Source organism: Baekduia sp. Peel2402 (assembly GCF_052567285.1).
The window spans coordinates 2453488-2471441 of the sequence record NZ_CP199582.1 but is presented as its reverse complement, the minus strand read 5'-3'; the positions used below and the strand labels follow the sequence as shown (position 1 = coordinate 2471441).

Genomic DNA, 17954 nt, shown 5'->3' with positions numbered 1-17954 from the left:
TTCGGCGCGGCCATGCGGTCACCCGGCTAGTGCCGGATGACAGACGTCACGCCTACTGGGTGACGGGCTGCTTGTCGTCCTCGAGCGCCGCGGTGCGGGCGCTCATCGAGCGGCCGAGCGCCAGGACCTCCTGGTCCATCAGCGGCACGATCTCGTGCGCGTGGCGCGCGGTCTCGCGCTCGCCGACCGGCGTGGTCAGCAACGGCTTCAGCCAGCGGATGCCGTTGACCCAGCCGGGGACGCTGATGCGCGTCTTGCGCTTCTCGATGCCCTTGACGAACGCGTCGGCGCAGGCCTCGACCGAGGTCGTGTTGCCGAGCGGGCCGGGCAGTCGGTCCAACATGGTGCGGAACGCGCTGAGGTCGCTCTTGGCGTCCTGGACCAGCGGCGTGTCGATCCACGACATGTGCGCGGAGCCGACCTTGACGCCGAGGTAGCCGACCTCGGGGCGCAGCGCGTTGGCGAAGTGCTCGGCGCCGGCCTTGGAGGCGTGGTAAGCGACCAGGCCGGGCGACGCGGCGTAGGCGGCCAGCGACGAGACGACCAACATGTAGCCCTTGGTCTCGATCAGCGCGGGCAGCGCGGCGCGGGCGGTGTGGAAGACGCCGTTGAGGTTGACGTCGACGACCTGGCGGAACGTCGCCGGGTCGACGGCCAGCACGGAGCCGTAGGAGGCGATGCCGGCGTTGGCCATCGCGACGTCGAGCTTGCCGAACGTCTGCACGCCGTGGGCGACCGCGGCCTCCATGTCCTCCAAGGAGGTGACGTTGCCGACGATCGAGGTGGCGTTGCCGGCGCCGAGCTCGGCCTCCAGCGCGGCCAGCGGCTCGCGATCGAGGTCGACGAGCACGACCTTGGCGCCCTTGGCGACCAGCCGTCGAGCGGTCTCGGCGCCGACGCCGCGTGCGCCGCCCGTGATCAGCACGACCTTGCCCTTGAGCTTGCTCATGAACGCCACCGTACCGTCAACCGCGCGCGACCGACGCCATGATGGTCTCGGTGAACGTCGCCAGGCGATCGGGGGAGTAGTTGTCCGGGTCGCTCAACACGAGCTTGGCGGCCTCCTCGCCGACGGCGATCAGCATCCGCGCGAACAGCTCGGCGTCCAGGTCCTGCGGGCCGCCGCGGCGCTCGAGCCCCTGAACGGCGACCGGCTGCAGGAGGCCGAGCAGCGCGCCGCGCACGCGGGTGATCGTCTCGCGCAGCTCGGGCGGCGAGCCCTCGACGGGGAAGAGCGCCAGCCGCCAGGTCGCCGGCTCGTCGCGCACCATCGTCAGGAACGTGCGCAGCGCCTCGACCAGGACCGTGTCGGGGTCCTCCTCGAAGTCGATGTCGGGGATGATCGCCCGCAGCTGGGCGACCGCGCGCTGCTCGGTGCGCTCGATCAGCGCGTGCAGCAGGCCGTCGAGGTTGCCGAAGTGCGAGTAGATCACCGTGCGGGCGATCTGGGCGTCGCGGGAGACGCGGTCGATCGATACCGCGCCGTAGCCCTCGGCCAGCACGATCTCTGAGAGCACGTCCAGCAGCTGGTCGCGGCGCTCCTGCGCGTTCATCCGTTCGGCCATGTGCGGACAGTGTATGTACACGGTTGTACGTACAGTCGTGTACATTGCGCCGACGATGATCCTCGCAGCCGCTTCCGACTCGCCCGCCGCGGGCGCTCCGCTGGAGCAGATCGCGATCGCCTCGGTGTTCGCCGGTCTCACCACCGCCGTCCTGCTGGTGCTAATCATGCGCCACCGCTCAGGGAGTTCCTCGGCGCTCGGACGGGCGGGCGACGCCGCGGGCCGGCTGCTGGCGATGGAGCCGTGGGCGGGGCTGCCGTTCCTGGTGGGGACGCTGGCGCTGGTGTGCGGCGGCTTCGGGGTCTTCTGGGACATCTCGCTGCACATCGACACCGGCCGCGACCCCGGCCCGTTGGCCAACCCCTCGCACTACTTCATCCTGGTGGCGTTGTACGGGCTGTTCGCGGCGGGGCTGATGTCGTGCGCGCTGCACGAGTCGGCGCCCGCGGAGCGGCGCTCGCCGGTGGCGATCACATTGCCGTCGTGGGCCGGGGGCCTGTCGCTGCCGGTCGGCGGCGCGCTGCTGATCACCTGCGGCGCGTTCGCGCTGACCGGCTTCCCGCTGGACGACTTTTGGCACCGCATGTTCGGCCAGGACGTGACGCTCTGGGGCCCGACCCACTTGGTGATGATCAACGGCGCGATCCTCTCGGTGCCCGTGCTCGCGGTGCTGGCGCTGGAGTCGCGACGGGCGCGCGGGTCGTCCGTGGTGCCGACCGCCGAGACCGTCGTGCGCACGCTGCTGCCCGCGGCGCTGCTGTTCGCGATCGCGTTCTGGGCGACGGAGTTCGACTGGGGCGTCCCGCAGTTCCGCGTCGTCTGGCATCCGCTGCTGCTGGCGCTGGCGGGCGGCATCGCGTTGACCTGCGGGCGGATCGTGCTCGGCCGCGGCGGCGCGCTGCGCGTCGTGGCGGTGTACCTGGTGCTGCGCGGCGCGATGGAGCTGGCCGTGTGGTCGTTCGGCCGCTCGGTGCCGGCGATGCCGCTGTTCGTCGTCGAGGCGATCGTGGTCGAGCTGGCGGCGCTCGCGGTCAGGCCGGAGCGCGGCGCGTTGCGGTTCGGCGCCGTCGCCGGCCTGCTCTGCGGCACCGTCGGCTTCGCCGCGCAGTACGCCTGGACCCACGTCTGGGCGCCCGTGCCGTGGACGCCGTCGCTGCTGGCCGAGGGCCTGCCGACCGCGATCCTCGCCGGAGTCGCCGGCGGTGGCCTCGGCGTGCTGCTCGGCGCTGGGCTCAGGCAGGAGCTCCCGGCCAAGCCGGTTCGCCGCCGCGTCGGTCTGGCCGCGGGGGCGACGCTCGTCGTCCTCGGCGCCAACGCGCTGTGGGTGAGCAACCCATCGAACTTGGTCGCCGACGTCACGCTGACGCCGGCGTCGAGCAGCGGCGCGGAACGCTCCGCGGTCGTCACCGCGAAGTTCTCCGACGGCGGCAAGCTCGTCCGCGACGCTGAGATGCGCACCGTGCTGGCCTGGCAGGGCGGCAAGCGCGTCGTTCGCCATCTCGACGAGATCGCGCCGGGCGTCTACCGCACCGACGGCGCGATCCCGCTCTACGGCGACTTCAAGACCAACCTGCGCATCCAGTCCGGCCGCGCGCTCATCTCGCTCCCGCTCCACTTGCCGCGCGAGCCCTCGATCCCGACGCCCGGCGTCACCCGACCCGACCACTTCTCCGCGCCGCTCATCGCCGACGGCAAGGTCATGCAGACCGAGCGCCGCGACTACGTCCCCGGCTGGCTCTGGACGCCCTCCGCGCTCCTCATGCTCGCCTTCTGCGCCCTTTTCGTCCTGGGCATCTCCACCGGGCTGGCCCGCGTCGCGGACCCGTCGTCCGGACCCCGCTCAGGGGCCCGGAGCGGTCAGCAGGCCGACTCCGCTACACCGCCGCAGCGGCGGCCGGGTCGCCGGCCGCGGACGCCGGCGCCTGCGGCGTAGAGGCGTGGGCTGAGGCCCAGTCGCCGATGGTGGTGGCGATGAGGCCCGGGTCGTCCCACATCGGCGTGTGGCCGACGCCGGGATGGATGCGGAACTCGACGCCGGGGATCTCCGCGCGAAGGCGCGGCGAGAAGCTGTCGATCGGCAGGATGCGGTCCTTCGAGCCCCAGGTGATCAGCGTCGGGACGTCGATCTTGTCCAGGTCGGTCAGGTGCGAGTTGCCGCTGCGGATGACCTCGTAGACGTCCTCGACGATCTCGCAGCGCACCGACGAGCGCGCCAGGCCGATCGCCTCGGCGGCGGGAACCTGGTGGCCGCGCGTCATCACGTCACGCAGGGCGAGGCGGCGCAGGCCCGGCCGGGCCATGACCTTTGGCAGGATCTTCGAGGACTTGGTGGTCGTGGTCTGCATGCGCGAGAAGACCTTGATGACCTTGGCCGCTGCGGCGGCGTCGTCGGGGCGGATGCCGCCGGCCGGCGAGATCCCCACGACGCTGCGCGCGCGGCCGCGCTTGGCCAGCTCCAACGCCAGCGCGCCGCCCAGCGAGTTGCCGGCCAGATGCGCGGTGTCGACGCCGAGGTTGTCGAGATGCTCCTCGAGGTAATCCGCCGCGACCGAGATCGAATGCGGGTGCTCGCTCTTGGGCAGCGGCGAGCCGCCGTCGTGACCGTGCAGCGTCGGGGCGATCACCTCAAAGCGCGGCACCAGTTCACCGAGCACCGGCAGCCAGCACCGCCAGGTCGCCGTGAAGCCGTGGATGAGGACGAGCGGCTCGCCCTCGCCGGCACGGTAGAGCGCGGGAGAGATCTCGGGCATCGAGTGATCGTACACGCGCGTTCAATGGAGCCCACGCGCGTCCACTCGACCCCGCGGCGCGCCAAGCGGAAGGAGCGAGCCGCGGGGTGGGGTCGTCGAGCTTCAGGCCGTGGTTGCCGGGTCCTCCTGCGTGTCCCCAAAGGGGTCGGCGATGACTTCGCTGAAGCGCTCGTCGTGCTTGAGCGCCTCGATGAAGGCCTCGCCGAGCCCGGTCAGACCGAGCTCCTGCGTCTCAGGGACGTGGGGCTCGTCGTCAGGGATCTGGCGCCGGAAGCGAGCGCCGCAGCGGTCCTTGCGTCGTGGGGCCATGTCCCTTAGGACGCACGTGCGGCAAAGCTGTGACCGGACTCTCAGGAGGCGCGTTTCCGGGGCTTGCGTGGCTTCTGCGTCGGCTCCGGCCGGCCGGCGCTCGGGTCGGGCGCTCCGACGGCGTCAAACAGCAGGGCGACAAGCGCGGTATCGCTGCCTCCACCGTTCGAATTACCTAGGCGCTTGGTGGCTGCTTCCTGGATCTTCTTGGCGTCGTCGACGAGCTTGCCGACGGCCTTGGAGAGCTGCTCGACGCCCTTGGCGTCCAGCGTTAGGCGCAGCCGTTCCAGGCGAGCGTGATCGGAGTCGAAGCCGCCGACCCCCGCCGCGCGGGTGGCGACCTCGGTGGTCTGGGCCAGCTCGGCGCCGATGACCGCCTGCTTGGCGATGACCGAGACGCTGTCCCATTGCTCGCCGCCGCTCTTGGGGCGCGGCTTGGCTCGGTAGTGATGCTCGATCGCACCACGTCGCGGCGTCTCGCGGACGAGCTCTAGAAGACCGAGCTCATTGAGCTGACGCACGTGGTAGGAGATGGTCCCGAGGGTCGCGTCGAGTACCTGGCTCAACTCGACCGGGCTGGCGGGCTGCTCTTCCAAGATCCCTAGGATCCGGACGCGGAGCGGGTGAGAGAGCGCCTTGACGTACCGCTGGTCGTCAACGCTGGTGATTGAAGGCATGGCGTTCCTTGGGTTCAGGGAATGTTGCTGCGTGCATCATCGCTCAGAAACGTGAACCGCGCGACAATTCGTGGATTGCAACTGTGAAGTTGGCGCGTCCTTACGCAACATTCTCAGGTTCCGCCCACATCAAGTGGTACAAGTACGTGCAGATTTGCACCGTTTCGTCCGGAGGGTGACCGGCATTAGGATTCCCGGCCGTGTCCCGAACGCTCGAAGGCCAGACCCTGTTCATCTCCGGTGCCTCACGAGGCATTGGACTCGCAATCGCTGTGCGGGCGGCCCGCGACGGCGCGAACGTCGCGCTGATCGCAAAGACCGCTGAACCGCACCCCAAGCTCGAAGGCACCGTTTACACGGCGGCCGAAGAGATCGAGAAGGCCGGCGGCCAGGCGCTGCCCATCGTCGGCGACATCCGCGACGAGGGGTCGGTTGCCGACGCCGTCGCGCAAACCGTCGAGAAGTTCGGCGGCATCGACATCTGCGTCAACAACGCCAGCGCCATCAACCTGTCCGGCACCGAGGCCATGGACATGAAGCGCTATGACCTGATGCAGAACATCAACACGCGGGGGACCTACGTGGTGTCCAAGGCGTGCGTCCCGCATCTGAAGCAGAGCGCCAACGCCCACGTGCTGACGCTCTCGCCGCCGATCAGCCTCCAGCCGCGCTGGCTCGGCCCGCACATCGCCTACACGATCGCCAAGTACGGCATGAGCCTCTGCACGCTCGGCATGGCCGAGGAGTTCAAGGGCGATGGGATCGCGTTCAACTCGCTGTGGCCGAAGACGCTGGTCGCGACCGCCGCGGTCCAGAACCTGCTCGGCGGCGACGCGGCGATGGCCAAGTCGCGCAAGCCGGCGGTGATGGCCGACGCGGCATACTTCATCTTCACGCGCGACAGCCGTGAGTACACCGCCAACCTCGCGCTGGCCGAGGACGTCCTGGCCGAGGAGGGCATCACCGACCTGGCCGACTACTCCTACGGCGGCGACGACGCCGAGCTTCAGGCGGACCTCTTCGTGGACTAGGTCCCGGCTTGAAAACGCGCGCGTTTCACGCCGGTCCGGCCGGGTACACGTTTTGGTGTGTTGGCAGGGGACTGGGGTTTGGCGAGGACGACGCGTGCGCTGATCGCGACGCTGGTGTTGGGAGCGCTGATGTGCGTGGCGCTCCCGGCCCGGCCCGCGCACGCCATCGGGCTGAGCAACGTCAGCCTGACGTCGGACGACTACTCCGCGGGCGTCCACTCCAACTTCACGCTGAGCGTCGCGTTCTCAAACGCGTCTAAGGACCTCAAGGACGTCACGGTCAACCTGCCGACCGGCTTGCTCGGCAACCCGCGCGCGGTGCCGCAGTGCACCGAGGCGCAGCTCAACGCCGACGCCTGTCCAGCGGCCAGCGAGGTCGGCACGACGTCGGTGATGGCGCAGGCGCTCGGCCTGCCGCTCGACGTCCCCTCAGCCGGCACGGTCTACAACGTCGTCCCGCCCTCGAACCGCCCAGCGCGCCTGGGCATCGTCGTCCGTCCGATCGGGGGCCTGCTCGGGAAGATCGTCCTGCCGGTCGACATCGACGTGCGCGACGACAGCGACTACGGCCTCGTCAACATCATCAAGAACATCCCGAACACGCTGAACGGGATCCCGCTGACGATCACGTCGATGTCGCTGACGCTCGACGGTCGCACGCCCTCCGGCGCGTTCTTCATCGTCAACCCGACCTCGTGCGCGGCCAACTCGGTCAGCGTCACGATCGACTCCTACGCCTCGAGCAAGCCGGTCACCGGCAAGGCGCCCTACCGCGCGACCAACTGCGAGTCGGACCCGTATCCGCCCCAGCAGGTCTTCGACATGGACAGCTACGGGATCGACCAGCCGAGCGGCGCAACGATCGGCCTGACGCTGCCCGAGAACGTCAACGACCGGGCGCCGTCGCACAGCTCCAAGGCGGTGGTCCGCCTGCCCACGGGCATCGGCTTCAACCCGGCCCTTGCCGACGGCGGCCTGGAGCTCTGCTCGCCCGCGCAGTTCGGCAAGCAGGGCGACGATCCGATCAAGTGCCCCGCCAAGTCCCAGGTCGGCACGGTCACCTTCGACAACCCGCTGCTGGGCGTGGTCTCCGGCAAGGTCTTCTTCGGCCGCTCGCCCGGCCACCCGTACCAGATCTACTTCTTCGCCCAGAAGCAGGGCGTGACCGTCAAGCTCGTCGGCAACATCACGCTCGACGACGACACCGGGCAGATCACGACGGTCCTCGACGACCTGCCGCAGGTGCCCTACACGCGCTTCCTGCTGACGTTCTTCGGCGGCCCGCGCGGCGCGCTGACCACGCCGCCGGCCTGCGGCGACTACACCGCCTCGACGGTCGCGACGCCGTTCAGCACCGGCAGGTCGGTGACGACCTCGCTGACCCGCTCGTTCTCCGACGACGGTCAGGGCAACTGCGCGCCCAAGGAGCAGCCGACGGTCGCGGGCAAGATGTCCTCGACCAAGGCCATGGGGTCGGGCACGCTGACGCTCGACGCCCAGCGCCCGGACGGCTCACGGCGCCCGAAGAAGCTCGACGTGACGATGCCCGCCGGCCTGGTCGGCAAGGTGTACGACGTGCCGATGTGCGCGACGGCCAAGGCACAGGCCGCCGCCTGCCCGGCGAACACCGAGATCGGCGACGTCACCGCCTCGGCCGGCTCGGGCCCGCTGCCGGTCACGCTGAAGGGCAAGCTCTACCTCGGCACCGGGACGTCGACGTCGGTCGCGCGGCTGTGGGTCGTGCTGCCGGTCAAGGTCGGCCCGATCGACCTCGGCACGCTCGTGCTGCCCAACTACCTCACCTTGGGTCGCTACGACGGCCGCGTGCACGTCACCTCGACGCTGCCCGACGCCTTCAAGGGCTTCCCTCTGGGCCTGCGGCGACTGCTGCTGACGATCGACCGCAAGGGCTTCCTGCAGAACCCGTCGGGCTGCGACGCGCGCACGTTCGACTTCACGGTGACCGGCGTCGACGGCACGCAGGGCACGGGCAAGGGCCCGTTCCAGGCCAGCGCGTGCTCGTCGTTGGACTTCCGGCCGTCGATCAAGACGTCGGTCGAGGACCCGAGCTACAAGGTCGCCGGCACGCAGCCGCCGTTCCGCACGCTGATCGAGAAGCCGGCGAGCGACGCGGCGCTGAGCGACGTGACGCTCTTGGTCTCCGCCGCGCTGCAGGCCAACCCGAACGCGCTGTCGGGCACGTCCTGCGGGCCCGACCAGCTCGCGCGCTTCGCCTGCCCGCCGGCGGCGCGGATCGGCTCGGCGGTCGCGGTCAGCCCGTTGTTGAAGGACAAGCTCAGCGGCCCGGTGTACATCTCAGACATCGGCACGCCCGCGCCCGACGACGAGGGCGTCGAGCTGCCCTACGTGACGGTCTTCCTGAAGGGCGAGGGCATCTTGTTGCAGCTCAACGGCGAGCTGCGGTTGAGCCCCAACGCCGGCCGGCTCGAGGCGCATTTCCGCGGCCTGCCTGATGTCCCGCTGACGAGCTTCCAGCTCGACTTCCTCGGCAAGCGCAGCGGCGCGGAGGGGCCGTTCACGAGCATCTCCGACCTCTGCGCGTCGAGCTTCGCGCCGTCAGACTCGACGGTCTTCGGCCAGAACGGCAGGCGCGTGACGCAGCAGCCGCTGATCGACGCGGCCGCCTGCCGCACCGGCGCGCTGGTGCGCGCCGACGCGTCCGGCCTGGCGACCTCCAAGCCCAAGATGGGCATCGACGTGACGCCCGACCCGTCCGACCAGCACCCGCTGCGCCGCGTGACGATCCAGGTGCCCAAGGGCATGAAGGCGCGACCCGACCGGGCGCGCAAGGGCGTGCACGTGCGCGTCGACGGCAAGCTGCTGTCGCGCAAGCGCTGGACGTTCTCGAAGTCCGGCAAGCTCGTGATCCGCGCGGCCGGCATCGGCGCCAGACGCGTGCGCGTGGCGTTCACACAGGGTGCCGTCGTCCCGACCGACGCGACGCGCCGGGTGGCCAAGCAGAAGATGTCGGACCTGTCGGGCGCCTCGCCGGTGAAGTTGAAGCTGTCGGTTTATACGACGGCGGTGAAGACGGGCAAGCGGGGGAAGACGACGCTGGTGGTGCAGGGGCGGCCGTAGGGGCTCTTGGTGGCGCTGGCGCGGGCGGCGCGGGTGTCGGTGGCGTCGAGCGCGACCGCTGGTGGTGGCGCGGGACGCCGTGGCATGGCATCGAAGGAGTGAACGCTGGCGGCGACGCCACCGTGCTCGGTCTTCCGCGGGCCTCACGCTGGCCTCCGGGGCGCCGCTCACTGGTGAGCCGCGACGGTTCGCATCTAACCCGCGCATATCGCGGGTTAGATGCGAACCGTGATCCTTCGGCCCCGAATCGCGCCCTCCGAGCCCGGCGCGGCCCCGGCGGACGACCCACGGCGGTGGCGTCGCCGCAGACGCTTCACTCCTTCGGTGATCAGCCACGGCGCCCGCGCCACCACCCACGGTCGCGCTCCAAGCCACCAACAACCGCGCTGCCCGCGCTAGATGATCCCCACCAGCGCCGCGCAGACCCAGTTCGACGCGCCAGCGCCGTTGTTCCACAACTTGGCCGCCAGGCGGTCCTGCTCGGCCTTCGAGGCCTTGTAGGCGGCGGACGTGGAGCCGCCGAGGCCTGCCCAGGTCGCGGGCATCATTTGGTAGTAGCCCGAGGCGCCGGCGGAGTTGGGCGGCAGGTTCTGGCCGCCGGACTCGCACTGGACGATCGCCCACGGGATCGCCCAGGGGCCGCCGGGGCCGACGTTGCTGGTGGCGGCCTTCTCGCGGTCGGCGAGCAGCTTCTTCAAGGTCTTCTCGGCCGACCGGCGCGAGGCGCGGGTGGCGTGGAGCGCGGCGAGGCGCGCGGCGCGGGCCTGGGCGAGCGCGTTGCGGCGGGCCTGCGCGGCGGCTTCCATCCCGGCTAGCGCGTTGCGCTCGCGCTGGACCGTGATCGTCTCCTCCTGGCGCTTGGCCTCCAACTTGGTCAGCTTGACCGTCTCGCGGCCGGCGTCGGCGCGTGCGTCCTTGACCACGTCGAGGATCTCGGTGTCGGCGTCCTCGACGCGCTTGTAGAACTCCATGCGCTCCAGCAGGTCGCCGAAGCCGTGCGAGTTGAGGACGACCGTGACGAGGTCGGGCTTGTCGGCCATGTAGCGCGCTTGCAGCAGCTCGGTGAGCTGCGCGCGGGACTGCGCGAGGCGCTTCTTCAGGCGCGCGAGCCGCTTGCGCTCGGCGGTCAGGTCGGCCTGGGTCCGGGCGAGCCGCGACTGCGCGGCGTTCAGCTCGGCCTGCGCCTCGGCCAGGCGACCTTCGATGATGTTCACCTCGCGCTGTGAGGCCTGCTCCAGCTTCAGCAGGCGCGCCGCGGCGTCGCCCAGCTTCTGCTCGGTCTTCTTGCTGGAGTCGATCTTCGAGCGCAGGCCGTTCTCGCTCGCGCCGTCGGCGGAGACGGCAAGCAGCAGGGGCAATGCGAGCGCGAGGAAAAGGGCACGGCGGAGCGGCAACGGCGTCACGCTACCGACGAGAACCCCTGCTCCTTGCAGGGGATCTTGCAGGATCGCCTAGAGGTCGCGCAGCTGCCTGAAGGCCGGCCCGAGCGCGTCGTAGAGGCCGTCGAAGACCGGCAGCATCCGCGTGTAGACGGCCGCCGCGTCGGGGTCTGGCTGGCGGATCTCGTCGAGCGCGATCAGCTCGGCGGCGTGGTCGAAGGACGGGATCGCGCCGAGCGCCTCCATCCCGAGCAGCGCCGCGCCGAAGCCGCTGCCCTGATGGCCCTCGGGGAAGCCGACGGGCTGGCTGAGCGCGTCGCAGAGCATCTGGCGCCACAGCACGCTGCGGGCGAAGCCGCCGGTGGCGCGGATCTCGGTGACGTCGTTGCCGGCGTCGCGCAGCGAGGCGAGCACGAGCGCGAGCTGCTGGCAGACGCCCTCGATCGCCGCGCGGATGAGGTGCTCGCGCCGGTGCGCGCGGGTGAGGCCGACGTAGGCGCCGCGGGGGAGGGTGGACCAGTGCGGCGCGCGCTCGCTGAGCAGGTAGGGGAGCATCACGAGGCGGTCGCTGCCGGGCGGCGCCTGCGCGGCGATGTCCATCAACGTGGTCTCGGGATCGTCGTCGTCGCCGAGCTCGGGCGCGAGCGCGTCGTGCGCCCACTGCAAGACGACGCCGCCGTTGTTGATGGCCCCGCCGACGACCCAGCGGTCCTCGGTCAAGGCGTAGCAGAACACCCGGCCTTTGGGATCGATGACCGGCTTCTCCACCATCAACCGCAAGGCGCCGCTCGTCCCGATCGAGCACGCCGCAACGCCGGGCTTCGTCGCGCCGACGCCGAGGTTGGCGAGCGGGCCGTCGCCGGCGCCGAGGACGAGCGGCAGGTTCTTGTCGCACTTGAGCGCGTCCGTGCCTTCCGCGCTGAGCGACATGGTGTGCTTGGTCGGCGCGACGTCCGGGAGCTGCTCCCGACGCACGCCCGCGACCTCCAAGGCCTCCGTCTCGTACTCCAACGTGCCGAGCGCCAGCAGCCCGGTCCCCGACGCGGTCGAGTGGTCGGTCAGCCACTCGCCGGTCAGGTGGTGGATCACGAGCTCCTTCACCCCGACCCATCGCGCCACGCGCGCGAAGGTCTCGGGCTCCTCCTCGGCGAACCACACCAACTTGCTCAGGGGCGCCATCGGGTGCAGCGGCGTGCCGGTCGCGCCGTGCAGGTGCGGGCGCTCCGCGCGCAGGCGCTCGGCCTGCGGCGCGGCGCGCTGGTCGGCCCAGGTGACGATGTCGGTCACCGGCCGGTCGTGCGCGTCGAGGCCGACGAGCGAGTGCATGGCGGTGGAGAACGCGATCCCGGCGACGTCGTTGTCGCCCGCCGCGATCGCCTCACGGGTGACGGCGACGACCGCGTCGACCACCACGTCCGGCTCCTGCACCGCCCAGCCTGGAGACGGCTCCAGCAGCGGGTAGGCGACCTCGTTGGCGCCGACCTCGTGGCCGTCGGCGTCGAAGGCACCCGCCTTGGCGCTGGTGGTCCCGATGTCGACGCCGACGATCACACGATCACAGACAGGATCATGACGCCGGCCATGCCGACGCAGGAGATCAGCGTCTCCATCGCCGACCACGTCTTGAACGTGTCCTTGACCGACATCCCGAAGTACTGGTTGATGAGCCAGAAGCCGGCGTCGTTGACGTGGCTGAGGAACAGCGAGCCGCAGCCGATCGCCAGCGCTAGCAATGGCCCGTTGACGGAGGCGTCGTGGGCCACGATCGGCGCCATGATCCCGGCGGCGGTCGTGATCGCGACGGTTGCGCTGCCCGTCGCCAGGCGGATCAGGACGGCGACCAGCCACCCCAACAACAGCGCGCTGATCCCGGCCGACTCGACGCCCTTGGCGATCGAATCGCCGATCCCGGAGTCGATCAGCACCTGCTTGAACGCGCCGCCCGCGCCGATGATCAGCAGGATCGTGGCGGCGGGCGCGAGGCCATCGGTGAGGAAGTCGCGCAGCTGGTCGCCCTTGAAGCCGCGAGCGACGCCGAGCGTGTACAAGGACACCAACACGGCGATCAGCAGCGCGACGATCGGATCGCCGATGAAGTCCGCCCAGTCGCGGATCTTGTCGCCCTCGTCGAAGGCGAGGTCCGCGGCGGTGCGCAGGAGCATCAGGCCGACGGGCAGCAAGATGGTGAACAACGTCAGCCCGAACGACGGCGGGTTGTCGTGCTTGGACTCCTTGGCGACCTGGTCGATCAGGTTCTGCGGCGGGTCGGCGGTCGCCCAGCGCGACGCGTAGCGGGCAAACAGCGGGCCGCAGATCGCCACGGTCGGGATCGCGATCAGGATGCCGTAGGCCAGCGTCGTGCCGAGGTCGGCGTTCAGCGCGCCGATCGCGATCAGCGGGCCAGGGTGCGGCGGGACGAGCCCGTGCAGGACCGACAACCCGCACAACGCGGGGATGCCGAGCAGCAGGTAGGTCTGGCCGCTCACCTCCTTGCCCTCGGCGCGCAGCTCGCGCACCACGGTGAAGATGATCGGGACCAGCAGCACGACCCCGATCTCGAAGAACAAGGGGATGCCGACGATCATCGCGATCAAGGCCATCGCCCACGGCAGGCGGTCGGTGCCGGAGTGGCGGATGACGGTCGTGGCGATCTGGTCGGCGCCGCCGGACTCCGCGAGCAGCTTGCCGAGCATCGTGCCGAGCGCGAGCACGATGCCGACGTTGCCCAGCGTGTCGCCCGCGCCGCCCTTGAAGGACTCCAACAAGTCGGCGGGACCCTCTGGCGCGGCGAGCCCGAGGCCGAGCGCGCCGAGCGTCAGCGCGAGGAACGGGTGCAGCTTGTAGCGGGCGACCAGGACCACGATCGCGGCGATCGCGATCACGAGCTTGATGACCAGGAGCGTGTCGTGGCTGTTCCACATGGCGACGGACGCCTACCCGGCCAACACGAAGGTGAAGCTGTTAGGGTTCCCTAAGGAAGACCAACCGTCACAGTGGGAGTTAGGAAGAGTGGGACGCTACACAGGGCCGGTCGAGAAGCTCTCGCGGCGCGAGGGTGTCGAGCTGTACCTCAAGGGCCTGCGGGCCATCAACGGCAAGAGCGCGCTGGTCCGTCGTGGCCCGACGCCGCCCGGGCAGCACGGCAACCGCCGCCCGAACAAGCCGTCCGTCTTCAGCACGCAGCTGCGCGCCAAGCAGTTGGCCAAGCGCTACTACGGCATTCGCGAGAAGCAGTTCCGCCGCTACGTCGAGCGCGCCGAGCGCCACACCGGCCGCACCGGCGACGAGCTGCTGATCACGCTGGAGCGGCGGCTGGACAACGTCGTCTACCGGCTGGGCTTCGCGTCGACCCGCGCGCAGGCGCGCCAGTTCGTCGGCCACGGCCACGTGCTGGTCAACGGCCGCCGCGTCGACATCGCGTCCTACCTGGTGCGCCCCGACGACGTGATCACCTTCAAGGCCAGCACGCCGGTCGAGCCGCTGATCCGCGAGGCGACCGAGCTGACCAGCGGCGTCGGCCCGTGGCTGCAGGCCGACTTCGACGGCCTGACCGGCAAGGTGCTGCGCCTCCCCGAGCGGCGGGAGATCCCGTCGCCGATCGAGGAGCAGCTCATCGTCGAGTTCTACTCGCGGCGCTAGGGGCGCGGCGAGCATGAGCGAGTTCACGCGGTTGGCCGGTCAGCAGTGCCCGCCGCACGAGTCGTTGGCCCTGGAGCTGGCGGCCGAGCTGGGCGCCGACGGCGTCGCGCTCTCCGCCGCGCGCCGCACGATCGGCGTCCTGGCCCGCGGGCTGGACGAGGCGCAGGAGCCCGAGGTGCAGCTCGAGGCCTTGCGCGCCCTGGTCGCACGGGCGATGCGTCCTGCGCGTGAAGGCGGCTACCTGCTGCCGGACATCATGCGCGAAGGCCGCGGCCACCCGGTCGGCGTCGCCGTCGCGATCGTCTCCGTCGCCCAGCGCGCCGGCTGGTCGGTCGACCTGGTGGGCCACAACATGAAGCTCTACATCGCCCACCGCGAGATGCCGCCGGTCGTCATCCTCGACCCGGCGCGGCCGGAGTCGCTGACGGATCCGCGCGAGTTGGGCGTCGACCTCTCCTGGCGCTGCGCCCACGAGGCCACCGGCGTGATCCTGCGCCACCTGACCGCCGCCTCGGAGCGGAGCGGAGATTTGACGCGGTCGCTCGGTGCCTCGGCGTTGTTGTTGTCGCTGCCGGTCGACGAGGGCTCGCGCGCGGCGCAGAGCCAGGTGCACCAGCGGTTGTTGTCGCGGCTGAACTGAGAGGGCGATTCGGGGCCGAAGGATCACTCGATCGCACTTAACCCGCGCATATCGCGGGTTAAGTGCGACTCACCAGTGAGCGGCGTCTTGGGTGCGCGATGAGCCCCCGGGCTGCCGTTGACCTCCGCAGCTCGCTCTTTCGGCCCCGAACCGCCCCCCTGGCGCCCGGCGCGAGGCCCGCGGACGACCGACCCCGGTGGCGTCGCCACCAGCCTTCACTCCTTCGATGTCAAGCCACGGCGTCCCGCGCCGCCACCAACGGTCGCGCTCGACGCCACCGACGCCCGCGCCGCTACCGTCCCGCCCATGCCGAGTCGCTTCGCCAAGGACGCTCCCACGTGGCCGGTCGCCGCGGGCTCGCTCGCGCTCGGCTTCGCCGTCGCGCAGGCGACAGGGGTGCGGCCGCTCGGCGGCGTCGTCCTCGCCGCGGGCTGCGGCTGGTGCGCCCTGCGTTGGCGTGAGCGGGTGGGCGGAGGCCGCGCGGCAGGCCTCGTCGGGCTCTACCTCGCGGCCTTCGCCGGATCGCACGTGCTGGGGCACGCGATCGGAGCTTGGCCGTCCGTGGCCCTCGTGAGCGCCGTCGTCGCTGCCGGCACGTATGCGGTCGCAGATGCGGGACCGGCCAGGCGCGTCGCCAACGCCTGAGGAGAGGTGCCGGCCCCGCCCGGGTCGTCCTAGCGGTTGCCGTTCTGCGCCCGGCGCGACGACGCAGCAATCCCCGAGCTACGTGGCGGCACGGTCAGCAGGCTGGCCTGGACGAGCGCGACCTGGCGGGCGTGCATGTCCAGTTCCCGGGCCAGGATGGCCTGGATGTGGTGCGCGTGCGACTGCATGGGCGGATCCTCTCCCGCGCCTAGGCCTCGGGCAGCCGAGGAGGCACCCGACCGCAGGTACGGTCCACCACACCTCGGGCCCTAATGCGCGCTCGAAGATGCCCAGATGTTGATGCCCGCGTCGACGGCGTGGCGGTCGATGGTCGCCAGCTCGTCCTCGGAGAAGTCGACGTTCTCCAGCGCCGCCAGGTTCTCGTCGAGCTGCTTGACCGACGACGCGCCGATCAGCGCGCTCGTCACCCGCGCGTCGCGCAGCGTCCACGCGATCGCCATCTGCGCCAGCGACTGCCCGCGCTCCCGGGCCATGCCGTTCAGCGCCTCGATGTGGGTCAGCGCGTCCGGCGTGAGCATGTCCTGGGTCAGGAAGCGGCCCTCGGCCGCCCGCGAGTCCTCCGGGATCTTCCCGCCGAGGTACTTGTCGGTCAGCATCCCCTGCGCCAGCGGCGAGAACGCGATGCAGCCGACGCCCTCGCGCTCCAGCACGTCGAGCAGGTCCTCCTCGATCCAGCGGTTCAGCAACGAGTACGACGGCTGGTGGATCAGCAGCGGGACGCCCATGTCGCGCAGGATCTGCGTCGCCTCCTCGGTGCGCTGGCCGGAGTACGACGAGATGCCCACGTACAGCGCCTTGCCCTGCGCGACGATGTCGGCCAGCGCGCCCATCGTCTCGTGCAGCGGCGTCTCAGGATCGAAACGGTGGCTGTAGAAGATGTCGACGTAGTCGAGCCCCATCCGCGTCAGCGACTGGTCCAGCGACGCCATCAGGTACTTGCGCGACCCCCACTCGCCGTAGGGCCCCGGCCACATGTCATAGCCCGCCTTGGTCGAGATCACGAGCTCGTCGCGGTAGGGCTTCAGGTCGGTGGCCAGCAAGCGGCCGAAGTTCGCTTCGGCGCTCCCTGCCGGCGGGCCGTAGTTGTTGGCCAGGTCGAAGTGCGTGATCCCGCGGTCAAACGCGCGCCGGACGATCGCCTGCTGGGACTCCAGCGACCGGTCGTCGCCGAAGTTGTGCCACAGGCCGAGCGAGATCGCGGGCAGCTTCAACCCCGAGCGGCCGGTACGGCGATAGAGGGTCGAATCCGCGTAGCGATCTTCAGCAGGGACGTAAGGCATGCCCATAGAGTTACCCGATGGCCATCACCTCTGGCGACGGATACGCCGTCGCGCAGCTGTCCGACCTCGGTGAAGGGCCCGGGATCCGCAAGGTCCGCGCTCCGCTGGACGTGACGGCGTTCGGCGTCAACGCGATCGTCCTACCGCCCGGGTACGAGACCAACCCGCACGCGCACGAGCGCCAGGAGGAGCTGTACTTCGTGCACCGCGGCGCGATCGAGATGCGCTTCGGCGACGGCTCGCGGCACACGCTGGAGGAGGGCGGCCTGGCGCGCGTCGACGCCTCCACGATCCGCTCGCTGAAGAACGTCGGCGACGGCGAGTCGGTCTACGTCTGCGTCGGCGGCGCGGACGGCTACGTCGGGCGCGACGGCGTGGCGGCGTCGTTCGAGGCCGACGCCTCTTCGTCCACGTAGGGCGCCAGCGCGGTCCGGAACGCGTCAGGCCACGGCGTCTTGGCGTGCGTCGTGGCGTCGACGCAGACGTGACGTAAGAAGCCGGCCGCGACCGCCGTCCCGTCACGGCCGATCGCGAACCGGCTTGTAAGGGAAGAACTCGTCAGCGGCAGAAATGTGACCGCGATCTCTAGGACGTCGTCGAAATGGGCCGGCGCGAGGTAGCGCACGCCGGACTCCGCGACCACGAAGTCGACGCCGTGCTCGGCCACGAACTCGCCGTACGACACGCCCAGCGCGGCCCGCAGCGCCTCGGTGTGCGCGATGTCGAACCACGTCAGGTAATGGCCGTTGAAGACGTGGCCCTGCATGTCGCATTCGACGTAGCGGACGCGCAGCGCGGTGATCAGCGGGGTCGGCGGCATCAGGCGCCGAAGCCTAGCCACGGGGGTTGGCATAGTGACCGGCGTGAAGCTGCTCTTCGTTTGCATGGGGAACATCTGCCGCTCGCCGCTCGCCGCTCG

At 70.5% G+C, this 17954-nt stretch carries 18 protein-coding genes; 7 read left to right on the top strand and 11 right to left on the bottom strand.

What is annotated here, in order from left to right; all coding sequences use genetic code 11:
- Nucleotides 1–52: 52 nt before the first annotated feature.
- Both ACT01A_RS12050 and ACT01A_RS12045 read right to left on the bottom strand, forming a co-directional pair.
- The gene (locus ACT01A_RS12050) at nt 53–949 is read right to left on the bottom strand and encodes an SDR family oxidoreductase (RefSeq protein ID WP_445152500.1); all 897 of its coding nucleotides are present in this window, start codon (nt 947–949) and stop codon (nt 53–55) included.
- 16 nt (nt 950–965) lie between these two features.
- Nucleotides 966–1565: a TetR/AcrR family transcriptional regulator gene (locus ACT01A_RS12045; protein WP_445152499.1), complete on the bottom strand. Its 600-nt coding sequence runs from the start codon at nt 1563–1565 to the stop codon at nt 966–968.
- 55 nt (nt 1566–1620) lie between these two features.
- On the opposite strand from ACT01A_RS12045, the gene ACT01A_RS12040 reads away from it, so the two are divergent.
- Nucleotides 1621–3498 (top strand): hypothetical protein, encoded by a 1878-nt coding sequence (locus tag ACT01A_RS12040; protein ID WP_445152498.1) that lies wholly within the window; start codon nt 1621–1623, stop codon nt 3496–3498.
- Here the strand turns inward: ACT01A_RS12040 and ACT01A_RS12035 are convergent.
- The 3 genes from ACT01A_RS12035 to ACT01A_RS12025 form a co-directional block, all read right to left on the bottom strand.
- Complete coding sequence (locus ACT01A_RS12035) at nt 3440–4315, bottom strand: alpha/beta fold hydrolase (protein ID WP_445152497.1); 876 nt, start codon at nt 4313–4315, stop codon at nt 3440–3442. The two genes, ACT01A_RS12040 and ACT01A_RS12035, sit on opposite strands and share 59 nt — an antisense overlap.
- A gap of 102 nt (nt 4316–4417) precedes the next feature.
- Nucleotides 4418–4624 (bottom strand): hypothetical protein, encoded by a 207-nt coding sequence (locus ACT01A_RS12030; protein ID WP_445152496.1) that lies wholly within the window; start codon nt 4622–4624, stop codon nt 4418–4420.
- Nucleotides 4625–4665: 41 nt separating this feature from the next.
- Entirely contained in the window at nt 4666–5220 is a 555-nt protein-coding gene (locus ACT01A_RS12025; protein ID WP_445152495.1) for a hypothetical protein, read from the bottom strand.
- Nucleotides 5221–5501: 281 nt separating this feature from the next.
- Between ACT01A_RS12025 and ACT01A_RS12020 the strand changes: the two genes are divergently transcribed.
- Both ACT01A_RS12020 and ACT01A_RS12015 read left to right on the top strand, forming a co-directional pair.
- On the top strand, nt 5502–6332 hold the full coding sequence (locus ACT01A_RS12020; RefSeq protein ID WP_445152494.1) for an SDR family oxidoreductase: 831 nt from the start codon (nt 5502–5504) through the stop codon (nt 6330–6332).
- Between the two features lie 78 nt (nt 6333–6410).
- A complete protein-coding gene (locus ACT01A_RS12015; protein ID WP_445152493.1) occupies nt 6411–9431 on the top strand; it encodes a hypothetical protein in 3021 nt (1006 codons plus the stop codon).
- A 395-nt stretch (nt 9432–9826) separates the two neighbouring features.
- Here the strand turns inward: ACT01A_RS12015 and ACT01A_RS12010 are convergent, their stop codons facing one another.
- The 3 genes from ACT01A_RS12010 to ACT01A_RS12000 are packed head-to-tail and all read right to left on the bottom strand — an operon-like array spanning nt 9827 to nt 13731.
- The gene (locus ACT01A_RS12010; protein ID WP_445152492.1) at nt 9827–10825 is read right to left on the bottom strand and encodes a transglycosylase family protein; all 999 of its coding nucleotides are present in this window, start codon (nt 10823–10825) and stop codon (nt 9827–9829) included.
- Between the two features lie 57 nt (nt 10826–10882).
- A complete protein-coding gene (locus ACT01A_RS12005; RefSeq protein ID WP_445152491.1) occupies nt 10883–12361 on the bottom strand; it encodes a gluconokinase in 1479 nt (492 codons plus the stop codon).
- Nucleotides 12358–13731, bottom strand: a complete 1374-nt coding sequence (locus ACT01A_RS12000) for a GntT/GntP/DsdX family permease (protein WP_445152490.1) — start codon at nt 13729–13731, stop codon at nt 12358–12360. Before ACT01A_RS12000 ends, ACT01A_RS12005 begins: the two co-directional genes overlap by 4 nt.
- Before the next feature lie 88 nt (nt 13732–13819).
- Between ACT01A_RS12000 and rpsD the strand changes: the two genes are divergently transcribed.
- The 3 genes from rpsD to ACT01A_RS11985 all read left to right on the top strand — a co-directional run bounded on the left by rpsD (nt 13820) and on the right by ACT01A_RS11985 (nt 15734).
- Nucleotides 13820–14449: a 30S ribosomal protein S4 gene (rpsD, locus tag ACT01A_RS11995; RefSeq protein WP_445152489.1), complete on the top strand. Its 630-nt coding sequence runs from the start codon at nt 13820–13822 to the stop codon at nt 14447–14449.
- 13 nt (nt 14450–14462) lie between these two features.
- A complete protein-coding gene (locus ACT01A_RS11990; RefSeq protein ID WP_445152488.1) occupies nt 14463–15089 on the top strand; it encodes a hypothetical protein in 627 nt (208 codons plus the stop codon).
- A 306-nt stretch (nt 15090–15395) separates the two neighbouring features.
- Entirely contained in the window at nt 15396–15734 is a 339-nt protein-coding gene (locus ACT01A_RS11985; protein WP_445152487.1) for a hypothetical protein, read from the top strand.
- 29 nt (nt 15735–15763) lie between these two features.
- Here ACT01A_RS11985 and ACT01A_RS11980 read toward each other — a convergent pair whose 3' ends face one another.
- Nucleotides 15764–15922 (bottom strand): hypothetical protein, encoded by a 159-nt coding sequence (locus ACT01A_RS11980; RefSeq protein ID WP_445152486.1) that lies wholly within the window; start codon nt 15920–15922, stop codon nt 15764–15766.
- An 81-nt stretch (nt 15923–16003) separates the two neighbouring features.
- A complete protein-coding gene (gene mgrA, locus ACT01A_RS11975; RefSeq protein WP_445152485.1) occupies nt 16004–17035 on the bottom strand; it encodes an L-glyceraldehyde 3-phosphate reductase in 1032 nt (343 codons plus the stop codon).
- A gap of 17 nt (nt 17036–17052) precedes the next feature.
- Between mgrA and ACT01A_RS11970 the strand changes: the two genes are divergently transcribed.
- Nucleotides 17053–17451, top strand: a complete 399-nt coding sequence (locus tag ACT01A_RS11970; protein WP_445152484.1) for a cupin domain-containing protein — start codon at nt 17053–17055, stop codon at nt 17449–17451.
- Here ACT01A_RS11970 and ACT01A_RS11965 read toward each other — a convergent pair.
- Nucleotides 17391–17855 carry an acyl-CoA thioesterase gene (locus ACT01A_RS11965; RefSeq protein ID WP_445152483.1) on the bottom strand — a complete coding sequence of 155 codons (465 nt, stop codon included), beginning with the start codon at nt 17853–17855 and terminating at the stop codon, nt 17391–17393. The genes ACT01A_RS11970 and ACT01A_RS11965 overlap by 61 nt on opposite strands.
- Nucleotides 17856–17954: the final 99 nt, after the last annotated feature.